Consider the following 16,200-nt stretch of genomic DNA (forward strand, 5'->3'; position numbering starts at 1 on the left):
AATGTCTGACGTCATCACCACCCGCCGCGAGGGCACGATCCTCGAAGTCATGCTCGATCGGCCCAAGGCCAACGCTATCGACCTCAACACCTCGCGGCTGATGGGCGAGACCTTCAAGGCGTTCCGTGACGATCCGGATCTGCGGGTCGCCATTGTCAAGACCGCCGGCGACAAGTTCTTCTGCGCCGGCTGGGACCTGAAAGCCGCGGCCGGCGGCGATGCTGTCGACGGCGACTATGGCGTCGGCGGGTTCGGCGGGCTGCAGGAGCTGCGCGATCTCAACAAGCCGGTCATCGCCTGCGTCAACGGCATGGCGGTCGGCGGCGGCTTCGAGCTGGCGCTGTCCTGCGACCTCATCTACGCGTCGGATCACTCCTCCTTTGCGCTGCCGGAAATTCGCGCCGGCACGCTGGCCGATGCAGCGACGATCAAGCTGCCGAAGCGCATTCCCTATCATGTCGCCATGGACCTTTTGTTCACCGGCCGCTGGATGGATGCCGCCGAAGCGCATCGCTGGGGTCTGGTCAACGAGGTTCTGCCCAAGGAGAAGCTCGAGGATCGCGTCTGGGAGATCGCACGACTGCTGGCCGGCGGTCCGCCGCTGGTCTTTGCCGCGATCAAGGAGACGGCGCGGGTCGCCGAAGCACTCACCTTCCAGGACGCGATGAACCGGGTGACGCGCCGCCAATTGGCGACGGTTGACGCACTGTACGGCTCGGAGGACAATCTCGAGGGTTTTCGCGCCTTTGCCGAAAAGCGCGACCCGGTGTGGAAGGGGAAGTGAAGGTATTGTTGAAATGACGGCGCCCACCCCCTTCTGGCCTGCCGGCCATCTCCCCCTCAAGGGGGGAGATTGGCAGCTTCGGCCTTGCAGCCCATCTTGCAACGTTGGAGATTGGCGAAAACCGAAGCGACATCCGATCTCCCCCCTTGAGGGGGAGATGCCCGGCAGGGCAGAGGGGGGTGCCCAGGCGCTGTCGTCAGATCGCGTTCAGCGTCCATGACCGACTACAAAAAGCTCATCAACGCCGAGACCTGGGCCTTCATCGAGCGGACCAATTCCTATTTTCCGCCTGATGCGATCGACTACACCATCGATCAGCAGCGCGACATCTACGACCGCATGTGCCGTGAATTCTCTGCCGGCCACCCAGACAACGTTACGGCGGAGACCACCGCCATTGCCACGCCTTCGCATCCCATCCCGATCCGCATCTACCGCACACCCGCGCCGGAAGCGGCGGCGATGGTGCTTTATTTCCATGGCGGCGGTTATATCCTCGGCGGGCTCGACAGCCATGACGACCTCTGCGCCGAGCTTTGCAGCCGCACCGGCTATGAGCTGGTTTCGGTCGATTACCGGCTGGCGCCGGAACATCTGCATCCGGCCGGCTTCGACGATGCCATCAGCGCCTTCGAATGGGCGGCGACGACCTACAAGCGCCCGATCCTGCTTTGCGGCGACAGCGCCGGCGGCAATCTTGCCGCCGCGGTCAGCCATGCGACGCGCGGCCATGCACGAAGGCCGATCGGCCAGGTTCTGATCTATCCCGGCCTTGGCGGCGACCGCTCGCAAGGCTCTTACGTGACCCATGCCGAGGCGCCGATGCTGACGGTCCGCGACCTCGATTTCTACACGAATACCAGGACCGGCGGCGAAGACCGCACCGGCGATCTCACGCTGTCGCCGCTGGCCGATGCCGATTTTGCCAATCTGCCGCCGACTGTGCTGATCACCGCCCAATGCGACCCGCTGTCGTCAGACGGCGAGGCCTATCGCGACCGCCTCGTCGCGGAGGAGGGTCACGCCTACTGGTTCGAAGAGCCGGGGCTGGTGCATGGCTATCTCAGAGGCCGGCACACGGTCGGTCGTGCGCGCTCGAGCTTTACCCGGATCGTTGACGCGGTATCGGCTCTGGGACGCGGCGAATGGATCTGGTGAGGGTCCTACCCCACTGCCCGCGACGCCGCCCGGCCGGCGCCGCGGCCTGAAAAAATGCAGCCGCCAAGAAACGTCCCTTCCAGCGCCGCATAGCCATGCATGCCGCCGCCGCCGAAACCGGCGGCTTCGCCGACCGCGTACAATCCCTCGACCGGCTGGCCATCGGTACCCAGGACACGGCTGTCGAGATCGGTCTGCAAGCCGCCCAGCGTCTTGCGGGTCAGGATGTTGAGCCTGACCGCGATCAGCGGCCCATTGGCAGGGTCGAGCATCTTGTGCGGCTTGGCCGTGCGGATCAGCCGGTCGCCGAGATAGGCTCGGGCGCCGCGCAAGGCGGTGATCTGCATATCCTTGGAGAACGGATTGTCGAGCTGCCGGTCACGGGCGCGGATTTCGTGCTCGACCTGCGCCAGTTCGAGCAGCGGCTCGCCGCCGACAAGCGCGTTCATGCGGGCGACCAGCGCCGGCAAACCAGGCTCGACGATGAAATCCTCGCCCTTCTCCATGAACGCCTTTACCGGACCGGGAACGCCCGATGTGGCGCGGCCAAGCACCTGGCGCCAGCTTTTTCCGGTGAGGTCGGGGTTCTGCTCGGAGCCCGACAGCGCGAACTCCTTCTGGATGATCTTTTTGGTCAGGATGAACCAGGAATAATCGAAGCCGGTGCTCATGATGTGGCTGAGCGTGCCCAGCGTGTCGAAGCCGGGATAGAGCGGCACCGACAGGCGCTTGCCGCGGGCGTCGAGCCACAGCGACGACGGGCCGGGCAGGATGCGGATTGCATGGTCGGTCCAGAGCGGCGCCCAGTTCCTGATGCCTTCGACATAGTGCCACATGCGGTCGCGGTTGATGATGCTGCCGCCGGCCTGTTCGGTGATCGCCAGCATGCGGCCGTCGACATGATCGGGAACGCCAGAGATCATGCGTCTGGGCGGCTTGCCGAGCCGCTGCGGCCAGTTTTTGCGGACAAGCTCGGGATTGCCGCCGATGCCGCCGGAGGCGACGATGACCGCTTGCGCCTTGAGCTCGAAGTCGCCGGCGATGTCGCGCGAACTCCTGCGGCCGCGCTCGACATCGCTCGGCTCAAGCATGTCGCCGCGCACGCCATTCACGACGGCGCCTGTCCGCGTCAGTTCGTTGACCCGGTGGCGGAATTTGAAGCGGATCAGCCCGCTATTCTCGGCCTCGCGCACGCGCCGTACGAACGGGTCGAGCACGCCCGGCCCGGTGCCCCAGGTGACGTGAAAGCGCGGCACCGAATTGCCGTGGCCGACGGCGTTGCCGCCGCCGCGCTCGGCCCAGCCGACGATTGGGAAGAACTTCATGCCGCGCTGCGTCAGCCAGGAGCGCTTCTCGCCGGCGGCGAAGCCGACATAGGCCTCGGCCCAGCGGCGCGGCCAGAAGTCTTCCGCACGGTCGAAGGCGGCGGTGCCAAGCCAGTCCTCGAGCGCCAGATCATGCGAATCGCGGATGCGCATGCGCCGCTGCTCGGGCGAATCGACGAGGAAGATGCCGCCAAGCGACCAGAACGCCTGGCCGCCGAGCGACTGTTCAGGCTCCTGGTCGACAACGATGGTCTTCTTGCCGGCTTCGGCCAGCTCGGCCGCCGCGACGAGCCCGGCAAGGCCGGCGCCGACAATGATCACATCCGCATCGTCAGCCACTTTCTCCCTCCGGCTCTCCTCCCCGGCTGACGATTGTCAGACCGTCTCCCAGCCCTCCTTCTCGCCGGCGCGGAAGATGGCGTCGATGACCTTCTGGTTGAGCACGGACTCTTCCAGCGTGAAGACGCGGTCGGTGCCGCCCTGTGCCGCCCGCGCGAAGGCCTCGACCTCCAGCCGGTATTGCTGCATGCCGGGGAAGCGGAACACTTGCGCCTCGCTGTGGTTCTGGTTGTGCAGCTCGATGCGATGGTGGTCGTAGATGCCGGCGTTGAACGGCGAAAGCACCTCGATGAAGCCTTTCTCGCCGTGGAACACCATCACCTGCCGCGCCGCCATCTGCGTCGACAGATAGAACGACAATTCGAAGTCGCCGAAATCGGCGCGGATCGAGGAGTAGATGTCGGTGCTGAATGTCTTGTCGCGCTCGATCGTCGCCTGGACGCGCAGCGGCTCCTTACCCGTCGAAAAGCGCGTCGACACCGTCGGGTAGACGCCGATGTCGGGCAGCGCGCCGCCACCGAGGTCGAGCTGGTTGCGCATGTTCTTGGGATCGACATTGTAGTAGGAGAACGCGCCCTGGACATGGCGCAGCCGGCCGATGGCGCCGCTGGCGATCAGCTCGCGCACCTTGACCCATTGCGGGTGGTAGACGACCATGAAGGCTTCGCAGACCAGCACGTTTTTGGCGTCGCGCAGCTTGATCAGCGGCGGAATGTCCCTGGCGTCGAGCGCCAGCGGCTTTTCGACCAGAACATGCTTGCCGGCCTCGATCGCCTTGGCGGTCCATTCGACATGCTGGGCGGTCGGCAGCGGGATGTAGACGCCGTCGACATCCCTGGATGCGAGCAGCTCGTCATAGGAGCCGAAGGCATGGGGGGCGCCGAACCGATCGGCCAGGGCACGGGCTTTCGACAGGTCGCGGCTGGCGATCGCCGACAGCACGCCGTTCTCCGCCTCGACCATTGCAGGCAAAAGATGCTCGCGGCCGATCTTGGCCGTCGACAAAACACCCCATCGGAACATCAGGCTTCTCCCTCACAATTGCAGACGTGGAGGTTTGCCTGAAATCGGCAAAAAAGCCAATGCGAAGCATGGCAGCGAGCAAGGCGATCGTCTGCGGCTTGTTCGGATGCCGGCGCTGCCCTCCGCAGAGCTTGGGTTCCTCGTCTCCGCAAAGGGGGGCGAGGAAACCAGGTCCTGCAAAGGCTATCCCCTTCTACCTGTATGTGTCATGTCGAAGTCGACGACGCTCCCACAAGCCGGCTTTCTATCTTGAAGAAATCGACAAAGGCTCGCAGCGCCGGCCGCATCTGGCGGCGGCTCGGGTAGTAGGCGAAGAAACCGTCGAAGGGCGGGCACCAGTCTTCCAGCACGCGAATGAGCCGGCCGGTGGCCAACGCCTCGCGGACATAGTCCTCGAACAGGAAGGCAAGCCCAGCGCCGTCGGCCGCCGCATTGGCGATCAGATGGTCCTCGTCGAGGATCAGCGGCCCTTGCACCGCCAGCTCGATCTCCTCGCCGTCCTTCTCGAATTCCCAGCGGTAGAGAATGCCGCTGGAGAAACGGAAGCGGATGCAACGGTGACCGACGAGATCGTGTGGATGGCGCGGCCTGGGCATGGTTGCGAAATAGGATGGCGCGCCGACGACGGCGCCGCGAAGGTTTGGACCGATGCGCACAGCGATCATGTCGCGCTGCAGGCTCTCGCCGAGCCGGACGCCGGCGTCGAAGCCGCCTTCGACCACATCAGTGAAGCGGTCTTCGATGACGATCTCCAGCACGATGTCGGGATAGGCCGATGCAAAGGCACCGAGCCGCGGCGTCAGCGCCAGGTGGGCGGCGGTGCGTGGCACGGTCAGCCGGAGATTGCCAGCCGGCCGGTCGCGCGCCTCGACCGCCGATTCCAGCGCCAGATCGATTTCCGACAGCGCCGGCCTCAGCCGCTCGAGCAGCTGTGCGCCTTCCTCGGTCGGGGCGACGCTGCGCGTGCTGCGCGCCAGGAGCCGCACGCCAAGACGCGCCTCCAGGCTGGAAACCGCATGGCTGACTGCCGAGGGCGCAATGCCGAGCTCCTTGGCCGCGCCGCGAAAGCTGCCGCACTGGGCGACGGTAGCCAGCACCGCAAGTTGGGAGAGATGCGTTCGGTTCATTGATCTCTCTTTTAGAACAGCCCGTGCGAGTAAGAGCCGATTATCGAACGCGGTGCAAGGCGCTATCTCTGCCGCATCACAACAAGGAGACGCGTGATGCAAACCCGCAAGCTTGGAAATGAACTTTATGTCTATCCGGTCGGTCTCGGCTGCATGGGGATGAGCTTCGGCTATGGCGGCCAGCCGGAGGTGGACGCGATCGCCACGCTGCGCCGCGCCGTCGATATCGGCGTCAATTTCTTCGACACGGCCGAGGTCTATGGCCCGTACGAGAATGAGATCCTGCTCGGCAAGGCGCTGAAGCCGGTGCGTGACCAGGTGACGATCGCGACGAAATTCGGCTTCAAGATTCTCGAACAAGGTAACGGCGTCGAGCGCATGGCGGGTGTCGACAGCCGCCCCGAACACGTCAAGGCGGTGGCCGAAGCGTCGCTGAAGCGGCTGGGCGTCGAGGTGATCGACCTGTACTACCAGCATCGCGTCGATCCCAATGTGCCGATCGAGGATACGGTCGGCGCCATGGCCGAGCTGGTGCGCGAGGGCAAGGTGCGCGCCCTCGGCCTGTCGGAGGCGAGCGCGGCGACCATCCGCCGGGCGCATGCGGTGCATCCGATATCAGCCGTGCAAAGCGAATATTCGCTGTGGAGCCGCGATCCGGAGGAAGAGGTGTTTGCCGTCTGCCGCGAGCTCGGCATCGGCTTTGTCCCCTACAGCCCGCTCGGCCGCGGCCTGCTGACCGGAACGATCGCCAAGCCAGAGGTGCTCGGTGCCGATGACTGGCGGCGTGGACTGCCGCGCTTCCAGGCCGACGCCATGGCGGCCAATGCAGCTGTTGTCGCGACGCTGGAGACAATGGCGGCGGGCAAGGGCGTGACGCCAGCGCAGCTGGCGCTCGCCTGGGTGCTGCATCAGGGCGATTTCATCGTGCCGATCCCCGGTGCGCGAAAAATCCGCCATCTCGAGCAGAATGCGGCAGCAGCACAGATTGCGCTGAGCCAGGCGGAAGTGGCGGCCATTGGCGAGGCCCTGTCGCCGGAGAAGGTCGTCGGCAAGCGCTACACCGAAGAAATGCTGGCGCTGGTCAATGGATAACAGCGGCTATGAAATCCCTTCAGGCTTGGTTTGCCCATTCCGGGGGGCGAAGCGCCAGCGTGAGGTCTCGCGCGGCTCTGCCTTCTCCCCTTGTGGGAGAAGGTGTCGCCGAAGGCGACGGATGAGGGGTGTTCCAGCTGGCAAAAGCCGCACTCCGTCCAACACCCCTCTTCCGTCTTGGCGCTACCCGCCAATCCACCTTCTCCCACAAGGGGAGAAGGCAAGATGGCGCGGTGCCCCTTCTTGGTTTGCAACTTAGGCCCGCAGCACGCCACCGGTCTGCTTGTGCACATTCTCGACGATGCGCTTGGCCAGCGCCTCAAAATCCTCGTCGGTCAGCGTCCTTTCGACCGGCTGGATCGACACTTCGATGGCGATCGATTTCTTGGCGGCGCCGAGTGACGCCCCTTCGAAAACGTCGAAGACCGAGACATTGGTGATCAGCTTCCTGTCGGCAGCAAGGGCTGCGCGGGTCAGCGTGCCGGCTTCGACCGCCTTGTCGACGACGAAGGCGAAATCGCGCTTGACCGCCTGGAAGGCGGACAGTTCCAGTCTCGGTTTTGTCCGCGTCGGCTTGGCCTTCGGCTCGGGCACGGCATCGATGAAAACCTCGAAGCCGCAGAGCGGCCCGGAGACGTCGAGTTCCTCCAGCGTCTTCGGGTGGAACTCGCCGAACGTGCCCAAAATGACCTTCGGCCCGAGCTTGATCGTGCCGGAGCGGCCGGGATGATACCAGGCCGGGCCGCCGGCCTCGATCTGCAGCCGCTCGACCGGCGCGCCGCAGGCTTCAAGTGCTGCGATCGCGTCGGCCTTGGCGTCGAACACGCCGACCGGACCGGCATTGCCGGCCCAGTGGCGGCCGGAGCCTTCGAGCTTGGCCGTGCCGCGTCGCACGCCGGCCGCGACGCGCCGCTGCTGGTCGGCCGCATCGCCCTCATAGGTGCCGGACACTTCGAACAGCGCGACATCGCCGATGCCCCTGTCGGCATTGCGCTGCGCGGCGGCGATCAGGCCCGGCAGCAGCGACGGCCGCATATCGGACATGTCGGCAGCGATCGGGTTGGCGAGCTTCAGTGCGTTATGGCCGCCGCCGAACAGTTCGGCATGTTTTGCCGGAATGAACGACCAGGTGACCGCCTCCATCATGCCGCGCACCGCCAGCGCCCGCTTGGCGGCGCGGGTGCGGACCTGCAGGACAGTCAGGATCTTGGCGTTGACGGCACCATGCGCGCCGAGCGGCTGCGGCGCGATGTTGTCGACGCCATGGATGCGCATGACCTCCTCGACCAGATCGGCCTTGCCGTCGACATCCGGCCGCCAGGACGGCACCGCCACATCGACGACATCGCCCGCGCCTTCCGGCTTGAAGCCGAGGCGCGAAAGAATGGCGAGGCTCTCCTCCATGGGCACCTCTGTGCCGGTCAGCCGCCTCACTTCCGACAGCGGGAAGGAAACGATCTTCGGCGCGTGACCGGCATAGCCGACGACTTCGGTTTCGGTCGGCGTGCCGCCGCAGAAATCCAGCACCAGCTTGGTCGCCAACTCCACGCCGGGCACCATGAATTCAGGATCGACGCCGCGCTCGAAGCGGTAGCGCGCATCGCTGATGATGCCGAGCGTCCTGCCGGTGCGAGCCGTGGTGATCGGATCCCAAAGCGCCGATTCGATCAGCACGTCGGTGGTGTTCTCGTCGCAGCCCGAATGCTCGCCGCCCATGATGCCGGCGATCGATTCGACGCCGTCCCGGTCTGCTATCACGCACATGTCAGGCGTCAGCGTGTATTCGCGGCCGTCAAGCGCCAGCACCTTTTCGCCGTCGCGCGCCCGGCGCACGGTAAGGTTGCCGGCGACCTTGTTCGCGTCGAACACATGCAGGGGCCGGCCGCGGTCGAAGGTGACGAAATTGGTGATGTCGACCAGCGCGCTGATCGGCCTCAGCCCAATGGCGATCAGCCGCTGCTGCAGCCATTTCGGCGACGGTCCGTTGTTCACGCCTTTCACCAATCTCAGGGCGAAGCCGGGGCAGAGTTCAGGAGCTTCGATCGTCACCTTCACCGGGCACATGCCACTGCCGGCATGCGGCATGATCGCACCGCCGACGAGGCGGCCGAGACCGCTCGCCGCCAGATCGCGGGCAATGCCGTAGACGCTGGTCGCATCCGGACGGTTCGGCGTCAAATTGATCTCTATGACCGGATCGTCGAGATGGGCGTAGGCGGCGAAGCTGGTGCCGACCGGCGCATCGGCCGGCAGATCGATGATGCCGTCATGCTCTTCAGAAAGCTCGAGCTCGCGCTCGGAGCACATCATGCCATGGCTTTCGACGCCCCTGATCTTGCCGACCGTCAGCGTCATGTCGATGCCCGGAATATAGGTGCCGGGTGCTGCAAAGGCGCCGATCAGGCCCGCGCGGGCGTTCGGCGCTCCGCACACAACCTGCACGGGTGCCTTGCCGTCGCCGGTATCGACCGTCAGCACGCGCAACCGATCGGCATCGGGGTGCTGCACCGCCGCCAGCACCTTGGCGATGACGAAGGGTTTTAGGCTCGATCTGTCGTCGACATGCTCGACTTCGAGACCGATCGAGGTCAGCCGCTCGACGATCTCGTTGAGCGAGGCGTCGGTCTCGAGGTGGTCCTTGAGCCAGGAGAGGGTGAATTTCATGACTGTGTTCCGTCTGGTCTGGGCACGCTGGTCTTCAGATGTCTCGGCAAGTCATCCGGCATGTGCACGAAGGGAAGCTGCTCGCGCACATGGGCGTGGTGCGTCGGCTTGAAATAGGCCGGCATGTCCATGGCGCCGAGCATGAAATAGATGTGGTCGGCCAGCCGCTCATCGACATAGGCGATCGGCGAGCCGCAGATGCCGCAAAAGGAGCGCGTCACCGGCCCGTTCTCGAACATCTTCAGCGCCTTGCCCGTGAAGGCGACCTGCTCGGTGATGAAGCCGACGAAGGCCGATACCGGCGCGCCGCTGGCCCGCCGGCAATCGCCGCAATGGCAATAGCTGACATGGTGCGGTTCGGCCGAAGCCTCGAACCGCACGGCGCCGCAGCGGCAGCCGCCGGTGTGGGCCGCTGTCATGTGCTCAAGCCTGCGAACAGCGTCGGCATGTCGAGCGGCCGGAAGCCGTAATGCGACAGCCAGCGCACATCGGCGTCGAAGAAGGCGCGCAGGTCCGGCATGCCGTATTTCAGCATGGCGATGCGATCGATGCCCATGCCCCAGGCAAAGCCCTGATATTCGTCGGGATCGAGCCCGCCATATCTCAGCACATTGGGGTGGACCATGCCGCAACCGAGGATCTCCATCCAGTCGGAGCCTTCGCCGAAGCGCACCTCGCCCGGCCGCGAACGGTCGCACTGGATGTCGACCTCCATGCTGGGTTCGGTGAACGGGAAGAAGCTCGGCCGGAAGCGCATCTTGACCTGGCGTACCTCGAAGAAGGCCTTGCAGAACTCCTCCAGCACCCATTTCATGTTGGCGACGTTGGCTGATTTGTCGATCACCAGCCCTTCGACCTGATGAAACATCGGCGAGTGCGTGGCATCGGAATCCTGGCGGTAGGTTTTTCCGGGAATGACGATTCGGATCGGCGGCTTCTGCATCTCCATGGTGCGGATCTGCACCGGCGAGGTGTGGGTGCGCAAAAGCTTGCGCTCGCCCTTCTCGTCCGGCTGGAAAAAGAAGGTGTCATGCATCTCGCGCGCCGGATGGCCTTCCGGGAAGTTCAGCGCGGTGAAATTGTAGTAATCGGTCTCGATATCGGGACCTTCGGCGATGGCAAAGCCGAGGTCGCCGAAGATCGCGGCAATCTCGTCGCTGACCTGGCTGATCGGATGGATGCGGCCGCGCTCGGCCGGCGATTGCCGCACCGGCAGCGTGACGTCGACCTTTTCCGCCGCGAGCCGTGCCGCGATCGCTGCGTCCTTGAGTTCGGCGCGGCGCGCGGTAAGCGCGTCGGTGATGCGGTTCTTGAGACCGTTGATCGCCGGGCCTTTTATCTGGCGCTCTTCTGCGCTCATCGAGCCGAGCGTCTTCAGCATTTCGGAGACCGAGCCCTTCTTGCCGAGCGCTGAAACACGCACGGCTTCGATCGCCTGCTCGTCGGCGGCCGACGCAATGTCGCTCATCAGGGAATTTTCGAGAGTTTCCATGTCACTCATGTTTCAGACTCGATTGAAGGCAAAGAAAAACCCGCGCCAGCCCTGCCAGCGCGGGTTTCCCAAATCAAGTGTCGATGTGCTTGGGAAGGCGCTGGTTAGGCTACAGCGCTTTCAAAAGCGTTCGGCGTGGTGTTCTTGAGGTACTCGAGCGCGACCTTGGCCTTGGCCACAAGGGCGGCAAATGCCTGCGGCTCGTGGATGGCCATGTCCGACAGGACCTTGCGATCGATCTCGATGCCGGCCTTGTTGAGACCGTCGATGAACCGGCCATAGGTCAGGCCATGCTCGTGGGTCGCGGCATTGATGCGCTGGATCCACAGAGCGCGGAACGAACGCTTGCGGTTCTTGCGGTCGCGGTAGGCATACTGCAGCGACTTTTCCACCGCCTGCTTGGCGATGCGAATGGTGTTCTTGCGGCGGCCGTAGAAACCCTTGGCGGCTTTCAGGACCTTTTTGTGTTTGGCGTGCGAGGTGACGCCTCTTTTTACGCGTGCCATGTCATGATCTCCTTAAAACTTGTCCAGACCGAATGCCTTAGAGGCCGTTCGGCAGAAAATTCTTGATGACCTTCTTGCCATCCGGTTCAGCCAGAACCATCGTGCCGCGGGCATTTCGAATGAACTTGTTGGAACGCTTGATCATGCCGTGACGCTTGCCGGCCGCAGCCGACAGGACTTTTCCCGTACCTGTGATCTTGAACCGCTTCTTGGCGGCTGACTTGGTCTTCATCTTGGGCATTTTGCTACTCCGTTTATGTGCGCATCATCGCGCTTTTTGTTCGCTTCAGGCCGACCAAAGCCCGAAAAGCAAATGAAACCGCCACGGCATGCCCTGCCGGGCGGTTTTTGGGAACGGCGGTGCTATACGTCAAAGCGGGCCGGCGTGCAACACCCTGTGCCGACACACAATGGGCCTATGGGAAACGGAACAGCACCGGCAGTATGCCCGATTGCTGGGCGGCGTCGATCGATTCGAAAAACGGCATGGCAACGAGGAACACCAGTCCGTCCAGCAGCGTCGTCCGCAGCAGGCGCGGCTTGAAGCCGCCGGTGTCGCCTTCCTGATACAGCGAAAGCTTCGGGAAAAAGCGCGGCACTCGCGCCATATAGGCCTGGAATGGCGTTCCGAAGGCCTCCTTCAGGAACGTCTCTTCGCGCAGGATGACGACATGAAAGGCGGCGGCGCAAATCACCGCGAAGCCGATCGCCGCAGTGATCGAGCCCATCTGCGCGCCGACGCCGGCGGCAGCTATCGAGGAGAAGACATAGAGCGGATTGCGGGTGATCGAATAGGGTCCGCCGGTAACCACCTCGGAGGATTTGCGTCCGCCGATATAGAGCGTCGACCACAAGCGCCCGACAATGCCAAGAAAGATCAGCAGGACGCCGACCATTTCGATCGTTTCGTGCGGCACGCTTTCGGGAGGAAAAGCAGACTGGCCAAACAGCAGCGCTGCGAACATGACGACCACGAGGGCGGCAAGCACCATCCTGCGCGCGTGCTGATACCTGCCCAGCGCACGCCTGGCCTGCGCTTGTTCTGCCTGCGCCGATTTAACTTCATTGAGCATGTCGGGAATCCAATCGTCGAGGAACTTGCCCGCGATCGCGGCATCCGCAGCTCAATACAGCCAGAAGAGGACGGGAATTACGCCTCTTTCCTGTCCGGACTCGATGAGTTCGAAAAACGGTACGGAAGCCACGAACATCAAGCCGTCGCGCAGCGTGTGATTAAAAATGCGCGGTGTGAAGGTGACCTCGGCCTGATCGCGATAAAGCCGGGGATTGGGAAAAAACCGCGGCACCCGTGCGATGTAGTCCTTGTACGGCGCCCCGAGCACGGTCGTCAAATGCCGTTCCTCGCGCAGCGTGACGATGTAGAATGCGGCCGCGCACAAAACCGCCGACGCCACCGAGACGATCACGCTGCCGGTCTGGGCGCCGATGCCGGCGGCCCCTATGGTGGAGAAAAAATACAGCGGGTTGCGCATCACCGAATAGGGGCCGGTAGCAACCAGTTCGGCCGACTTGCGGCCGCCGATATAGAGGATCGACCAGAGCCGGCCGCCGATCCCGATCAGTATCAGGGCGATGCCGTACTGCCCCTCTATGCGTTCGTGGCCCAGTTCATCGTGGGTGGAGCCGCCGAAGATCAGCAAAGCGCAAAAAGCACCGATCAGCAGCGCCAGCAGGACGCGCCGGCGCCGCTGATAGCGGCCCATTTCGTCGAACGATCTTTCAATCGGAGAACGTGCCGCAGCGGCCATGGACAATCCTTTCGCCGCGAGGACCGGCAACCGGACTCCTTGTCGATGCAACTTGCGGAGAAATCATGGCGACGACAAAACAAACAAAAGGCCGCCGAAGCGGCCTTTGCTTTGACGGGGACCGCGTTAGCGGAATCGCTTTAGCGGGGCGCCAGCACCATCATCATCTGGCGGCCTTCGAGCTTCGGTTCAGCTTCGACCTTGGCGATCGGTGCAACTTCCTCGCGAACTTTGTTCAAAAGCTGCATGCCGAGTTCCATATGCGCCATCTCGCGGCCGCGAAAGCGCAATGTCAGCTTGACCTTGTCACCCTCCTCGAAAAACCGCCGGACCGCTTTCATCTTGGTCTCGTAGTCATGGCTGTCGATGTTCGGGCGCATCTTGATCTCTTTGATCTCGATGACCTTCTGGTTCTTGCGCGCCTCGGCCGCCTTCTTCTGGTTGGCGTATTTCAGCTTGCCGAGATCGAGAATTTTTACGACGGGCGGCACTGCGTTGGGCGATATCTCGACCAGATCGAGCCCAGCCTCTTCGGCGAGCAGCAATGCGTCGTTGATGGAGACATCGCCATGGTTGTGGCCTTCGGCGTCGATAAGCTGGACCCGGGGAACCCGGATGTCACGGTTGGAGCGCGGGCCCTCCTTGGTGGGCGCCGTTGCTTTGAAAGGTCTGCGAATGGTCGTGGTCTCCTTGAGCCGTTTCGTTCGGGGTTTTCAATTCAGAATTGCGAACGCGCCAATGTGGTGAGCGCGCGGCCGGAGTCAATAGCACAGCGCTCACAGGAAATCACCTGTTCCCTGACTTCTGCCTGCACCAAACGAAGAAAGTTGCCGAGCACTTTTCGTTGAACCGTCCGCTGTGTCAAAAGACCTGCGTGAGGAGTGAGCCATGACCGCACCGGTTTTTCTCGACGTCGACGGAACCAGCATCGCTGTCAGGCGCGCTGCCGGTGCCGAGCCAGGCATTGTCTGGCTCGGCGGCTACAAGTCGGACATGCTGGGCACCAAGGCCGAGAAGCTGGCGGAATGGGCGAGCGGGCAAGGCCGGGCTTTCCTGCGTCACGACTATTCCGGTCACGGCGAATCGGGCGGCGCCTTTGCCGACGGCACCGTCTCGAACTGGCTTTCGCAAAGTCTCGCCATCTTCAATCATTTCACGCAAGGCAGGCAAATCCTGGTCGGCTCCTCGATGGGCGCATGGATCGCGCTGCGCATGGTCCAGGAATTGCGCCAGGAATTGCACACACCAGGCGAGAACCGCATCGCCGGTCTGGTGCTTCTAGCGCCGGCGCCGGATTTCACCGCCGAGTTGGTCGAGCCGGCGCTGACCAAAGCGCAGAAGCGCGATCTTGCCAAAAAAGGTTTTTTCGAGGAGCCGTCGGACTATTCGGCCGAGCCTTACATCTACACCCGAGCGCTGATCGAGGACGGCCGCAACAACCGGGTGCTGACCGGGCCGATCGACACCCACTGCCCCGTTCACATATTGCAAGGGCTGGCCGATGCCGACGTGCCGCCGAGCCATGCGCTGAAACTGGTCGGCCTGCTGCCGGCCGACGACGTCACGCTGTCGCTGATCCCCGACGGCGACCACCGCCTGTCGCGGCCTCAGGATCTCGACATGCTGGTGCGGGCGGTCAATGCCATCGTGCGGCAGGCAGGCTAGGACATGCGCATTTCCATTCCGGTATCCGCCTTCGTTGCAGCGATTGTCGGCTTCGGCGGCACGTTGGCCATCGTCATCGCCGCCGCCAAGGCAGTCGGCGCGACGCAAGTCGAAACCGCGAGCTGGGTGACGGCGATCTGCCTCGCGATGGCGATCGAGAGCCTGTGGCTGTCGTGGCGCACCAGGATGCCGGTCATCGCCGCATGGTCGACGCCGGGGGTGGCGCTGATCGCGGCATCGAGCGGCTTTTCGATCAACGAGGCCGTCGGCGCCTTCATCGTCACCGGGATTTTGCTGATTGCCACCGGCCTGTTCAGGCCCTTGACCAAGCTGATCGCCAGGATACCGGCCTCGGTCTCGTCGGGGATGCTCGCCGGCATCGTCGTCACCTTCGCCATCAATGCGGTGAAGGCGATTCCCGTCGACCCGTGGCTGATCCTGCCGCTGATCGCCGCCTTCTTTGTCATCCGCCTGTTCAATCCGGCGCTCTCGGTGCTGGCGGTGCTGATCGGCGGCGGCGCTGCCGCGTTCCTGACCGGCCGGGTCGGTGGTCTGCCGACCCCGGAACTTTCGACATTGACGCTGATTGCGCCGCAGTTCACCGTCACGGCGATCATCGGCCTGGCGCTGCCGCTTTATCTCGTCACCATGGCCTCGCAGAACCTGTCCGGCCTAGCCGTGCTGAGGGCGGCGGGCTACCACCCGGAACCCGGCCCGCTGATCGGCGTCACCGGCCTGCTTTCGCTGCTGTCGGCACCATTCGGGGCCTCGACCACCAACCTGGCGGCGATTTCGGCGGCGATCTGCACCGGCCCCGACGTGCATCCCGATCCGGGCGAGCGCTGGAAGACCGGTCCCTTCTACGCGCTTGCCTACCTCGTCTTCGCCATTTTCGGCGCCTCGCTGGTGGCGATCTTTGCCGTGCTGCCGCAGAGCCTGATCGTGCTTGTCGCCGGACTGGCGCTGATGGCGCCGCTCGCCAACGCGCTGTCGATCGCCTTGAAGGAAGACGGCGAACGCATGGCCGCTACCGTCACCTTTGCCGTCACCGCCTCGGGACTGACGCTGTTCGGCGTCGGTGCGGCGTTCTGGGGCCTGATTGCGGGCCTGGTCGTCCTTTTCCTTGAAACGCTCAAAAAGCGATAATCATTTCAAACGCTTGTCCGGTTTTGGCCGACACTGTCTTGAATCGCCGTTTTTCTCATCCCATTTCGATTCCACGCAGCCGGGATTGGCTGTCTCCAACTGAAGGATTG

General features: G+C 63.8%; 16 protein-coding genes. 5 read left to right on the forward strand and 11 right to left on the reverse strand.

Going from position 1 to position 16,200, the window contains the following annotated elements; genetic code table 11:
- Window position 1 precedes the first annotated feature (1 nt).
- Both AC0L2R_RS04345 and AC0L2R_RS04350 read left to right on the forward strand, forming a co-directional pair.
- A complete protein-coding gene (locus tag AC0L2R_RS04345) occupies window positions 2-784 on the forward strand; it encodes a carnitinyl-CoA dehydratase (RefSeq protein ID WP_473507847.1) in 783 nt (260 codons plus the stop codon).
- Between the two features lie 216 nt (window positions 785-1,000).
- On the forward strand, window positions 1,001-1,942 hold the full coding sequence (locus AC0L2R_RS04350; RefSeq protein WP_473507848.1) for an alpha/beta hydrolase: 942 nt from the start codon (window positions 1,001-1,003) through the stop codon (window positions 1,940-1,942).
- Between the two features lie 5 nt (window positions 1,943-1,947).
- Here AC0L2R_RS04350 and AC0L2R_RS04355 read toward each other — a convergent pair whose 3' ends face one another.
- From AC0L2R_RS04355 to AC0L2R_RS04365, 3 genes are all read right to left on the reverse strand, one after another.
- A complete protein-coding gene (locus tag AC0L2R_RS04355; protein ID WP_473507849.1) occupies window positions 1,948-3,606 on the reverse strand; it encodes an FAD-binding dehydrogenase in 1,659 nt (552 codons plus the stop codon).
- A gap of 36 nt (window positions 3,607-3,642) precedes the next feature.
- On the reverse strand, window positions 3,643-4,629 hold the full coding sequence (locus tag AC0L2R_RS04360) for a Gfo/Idh/MocA family protein (RefSeq protein WP_473507850.1): 987 nt from the start codon (window positions 4,627-4,629) through the stop codon (window positions 3,643-3,645).
- 206 nt (window positions 4,630-4,835) lie between these two features.
- Complete coding sequence (locus AC0L2R_RS04365) at window positions 4,836-5,756, reverse strand: LysR family transcriptional regulator (RefSeq protein WP_473507851.1); 921 nt, start codon at window positions 5,754-5,756, stop codon at window positions 4,836-4,838.
- A 96-nt stretch (window positions 5,757-5,852) separates the two neighbouring features.
- Here AC0L2R_RS04365 and AC0L2R_RS04370 point away from each other — a divergent pair, with 96 nt between their 5' ends.
- A complete protein-coding gene (locus AC0L2R_RS04370) occupies window positions 5,853-6,848 on the forward strand; it encodes an aldo/keto reductase (protein WP_473507852.1) in 996 nt (331 codons plus the stop codon).
- 255 nt (window positions 6,849-7,103) lie between these two features.
- On the opposite strand, the gene pheT is transcribed toward AC0L2R_RS04370, so the two are convergent.
- The 8 genes from pheT to infC all read right to left on the reverse strand — a co-directional run bounded on the left by pheT (window position 7,104) and on the right by infC (window position 13,956).
- Window positions 7,104-9,512 (reverse strand): phenylalanine--tRNA ligase subunit beta, encoded by a 2,409-nt coding sequence (gene pheT, locus AC0L2R_RS04375; RefSeq protein WP_473507853.1) that lies wholly within the window; start codon window positions 9,510-9,512, stop codon window positions 7,104-7,106.
- On the reverse strand, window positions 9,509-9,931 hold the full coding sequence (locus AC0L2R_RS04380) for a GFA family protein (protein WP_027152017.1): 423 nt from the start codon (window positions 9,929-9,931) through the stop codon (window positions 9,509-9,511). The genes pheT and AC0L2R_RS04380 overlap by 4 nt, the downstream gene beginning before the upstream one ends.
- Entirely contained in the window at window positions 9,928-11,013 is a 1,086-nt protein-coding gene (pheS, locus tag AC0L2R_RS04385; RefSeq protein ID WP_473507854.1) for a phenylalanine--tRNA ligase subunit alpha, read from the reverse strand. Before pheS ends, AC0L2R_RS04380 begins: the two co-directional genes overlap by 4 nt.
- A gap of 95 nt (window positions 11,014-11,108) precedes the next feature.
- Window positions 11,109-11,510 (reverse strand): 50S ribosomal protein L20, encoded by a 402-nt coding sequence (gene rplT, locus AC0L2R_RS04390; RefSeq protein ID WP_023796882.1) that lies wholly within the window; start codon window positions 11,508-11,510, stop codon window positions 11,109-11,111.
- A 37-nt stretch (window positions 11,511-11,547) separates the two neighbouring features.
- On the reverse strand, window positions 11,548-11,751 hold the full coding sequence (gene rpmI / locus AC0L2R_RS04395; RefSeq protein WP_006201248.1) for a 50S ribosomal protein L35: 204 nt from the start codon (window positions 11,749-11,751) through the stop codon (window positions 11,548-11,550).
- Between the two features lie 175 nt (window positions 11,752-11,926).
- The gene (locus AC0L2R_RS04400) at window positions 11,927-12,583 is read right to left on the reverse strand and encodes a methyltransferase family protein (protein WP_128244572.1); all 657 of its coding nucleotides are present in this window, start codon (window positions 12,581-12,583) and stop codon (window positions 11,927-11,929) included.
- Window positions 12,584-12,634: 51 nt separating this feature from the next.
- The gene (locus AC0L2R_RS04405) at window positions 12,635-13,279 is read right to left on the reverse strand and encodes a methyltransferase family protein (protein WP_091592968.1); all 645 of its coding nucleotides are present in this window, start codon (window positions 13,277-13,279) and stop codon (window positions 12,635-12,637) included.
- Between the two features lie 140 nt (window positions 13,280-13,419).
- A complete protein-coding gene (gene infC, locus AC0L2R_RS04410; RefSeq protein ID WP_077374810.1) occupies window positions 13,420-13,956 on the reverse strand; it encodes a translation initiation factor IF-3 in 537 nt (178 codons plus the stop codon).
- A 211-nt stretch (window positions 13,957-14,167) separates the two neighbouring features.
- Between infC and AC0L2R_RS04415 the strand changes: the two genes are divergently transcribed.
- Both AC0L2R_RS04415 and AC0L2R_RS04420 read left to right on the forward strand, forming a co-directional pair.
- Complete coding sequence (locus tag AC0L2R_RS04415) at window positions 14,168-14,944, forward strand: alpha/beta hydrolase (protein WP_473507855.1); 777 nt, start codon at window positions 14,168-14,170, stop codon at window positions 14,942-14,944.
- Between the two features lie 3 nt (window positions 14,945-14,947).
- The gene (locus AC0L2R_RS04420; RefSeq protein ID WP_473507856.1) at window positions 14,948-16,090 is read left to right on the forward strand and encodes a benzoate/H(+) symporter BenE family transporter; all 1,143 of its coding nucleotides are present in this window, start codon (window positions 14,948-14,950) and stop codon (window positions 16,088-16,090) included.
- The last annotated feature ends 110 nt before the right edge of the window (window positions 16,091-16,200 follow it).

This window comes from Mesorhizobium sp. WSM4820 (assembly GCF_055811075.1).

Bases quoted from the DNA above. Each gene is read 5' to 3' on its own strand.
- AC0L2R_RS04345 (WP_473507847.1), top strand. From the start codon at position 2: ATGTCTGACGTCATCACCACCCGCCGCGAGGGCACGATCCTCGAAGTC.
- AC0L2R_RS04420 (WP_473507856.1), top strand. From the start codon at position 14,948: ATGCGCATTTCCATTCCGGTATCCGCCTTCGTTGCAGCGATTGTCGGC.
- AC0L2R_RS04365 (WP_473507851.1), bottom strand. From the start codon at position 5,756: ATGAACCGAACGCATCTCTCCCAACTTGCGGTGCTGGCTACCGTCGCC.
- AC0L2R_RS04370 (WP_473507852.1), top strand. From the start codon at position 5,853: ATGCAAACCCGCAAGCTTGGAAATGAACTTTATGTCTATCCGGTCGGT.
- AC0L2R_RS04380 (WP_027152017.1), bottom strand. From the start codon at position 9,931: ATGACAGCGGCCCACACCGGCGGCTGCCGCTGCGGCGCCGTGCGGTTC.
- pheS (WP_473507854.1), bottom strand. From the start codon at position 11,013: ATGAGTGACATGGAAACTCTCGAAAATTCCCTGATGAGCGACATTGCG.
- AC0L2R_RS04400 (WP_128244572.1), bottom strand. From the start codon at position 12,583: ATGCTCAATGAAGTTAAATCGGCGCAGGCAGAACAAGCGCAGGCCAGG.
- pheT (WP_473507853.1), bottom strand. From the start codon at position 9,512: ATGAAATTCACCCTCTCCTGGCTCAAGGACCACCTCGAGACCGACGCC.
- AC0L2R_RS04350 (WP_473507848.1), top strand. From the start codon at position 1,001: ATGACCGACTACAAAAAGCTCATCAACGCCGAGACCTGGGCCTTCATC.
- AC0L2R_RS04405 (WP_091592968.1), bottom strand. From the start codon at position 13,279: ATGGCCGCTGCGGCACGTTCTCCGATTGAAAGATCGTTCGACGAAATG.
- rplT (WP_023796882.1), bottom strand. From the start codon at position 11,510: ATGGCACGCGTAAAAAGAGGCGTCACCTCGCACGCCAAACACAAAAAG.
- rpmI (WP_006201248.1), bottom strand. From the start codon at position 11,751: ATGCCCAAGATGAAGACCAAGTCAGCCGCCAAGAAGCGGTTCAAGATC.
- AC0L2R_RS04360 (WP_473507850.1), bottom strand. From the start codon at position 4,629: ATGTTCCGATGGGGTGTTTTGTCGACGGCCAAGATCGGCCGCGAGCAT.
- AC0L2R_RS04415 (WP_473507855.1), top strand. From the start codon at position 14,168: ATGACCGCACCGGTTTTTCTCGACGTCGACGGAACCAGCATCGCTGTC.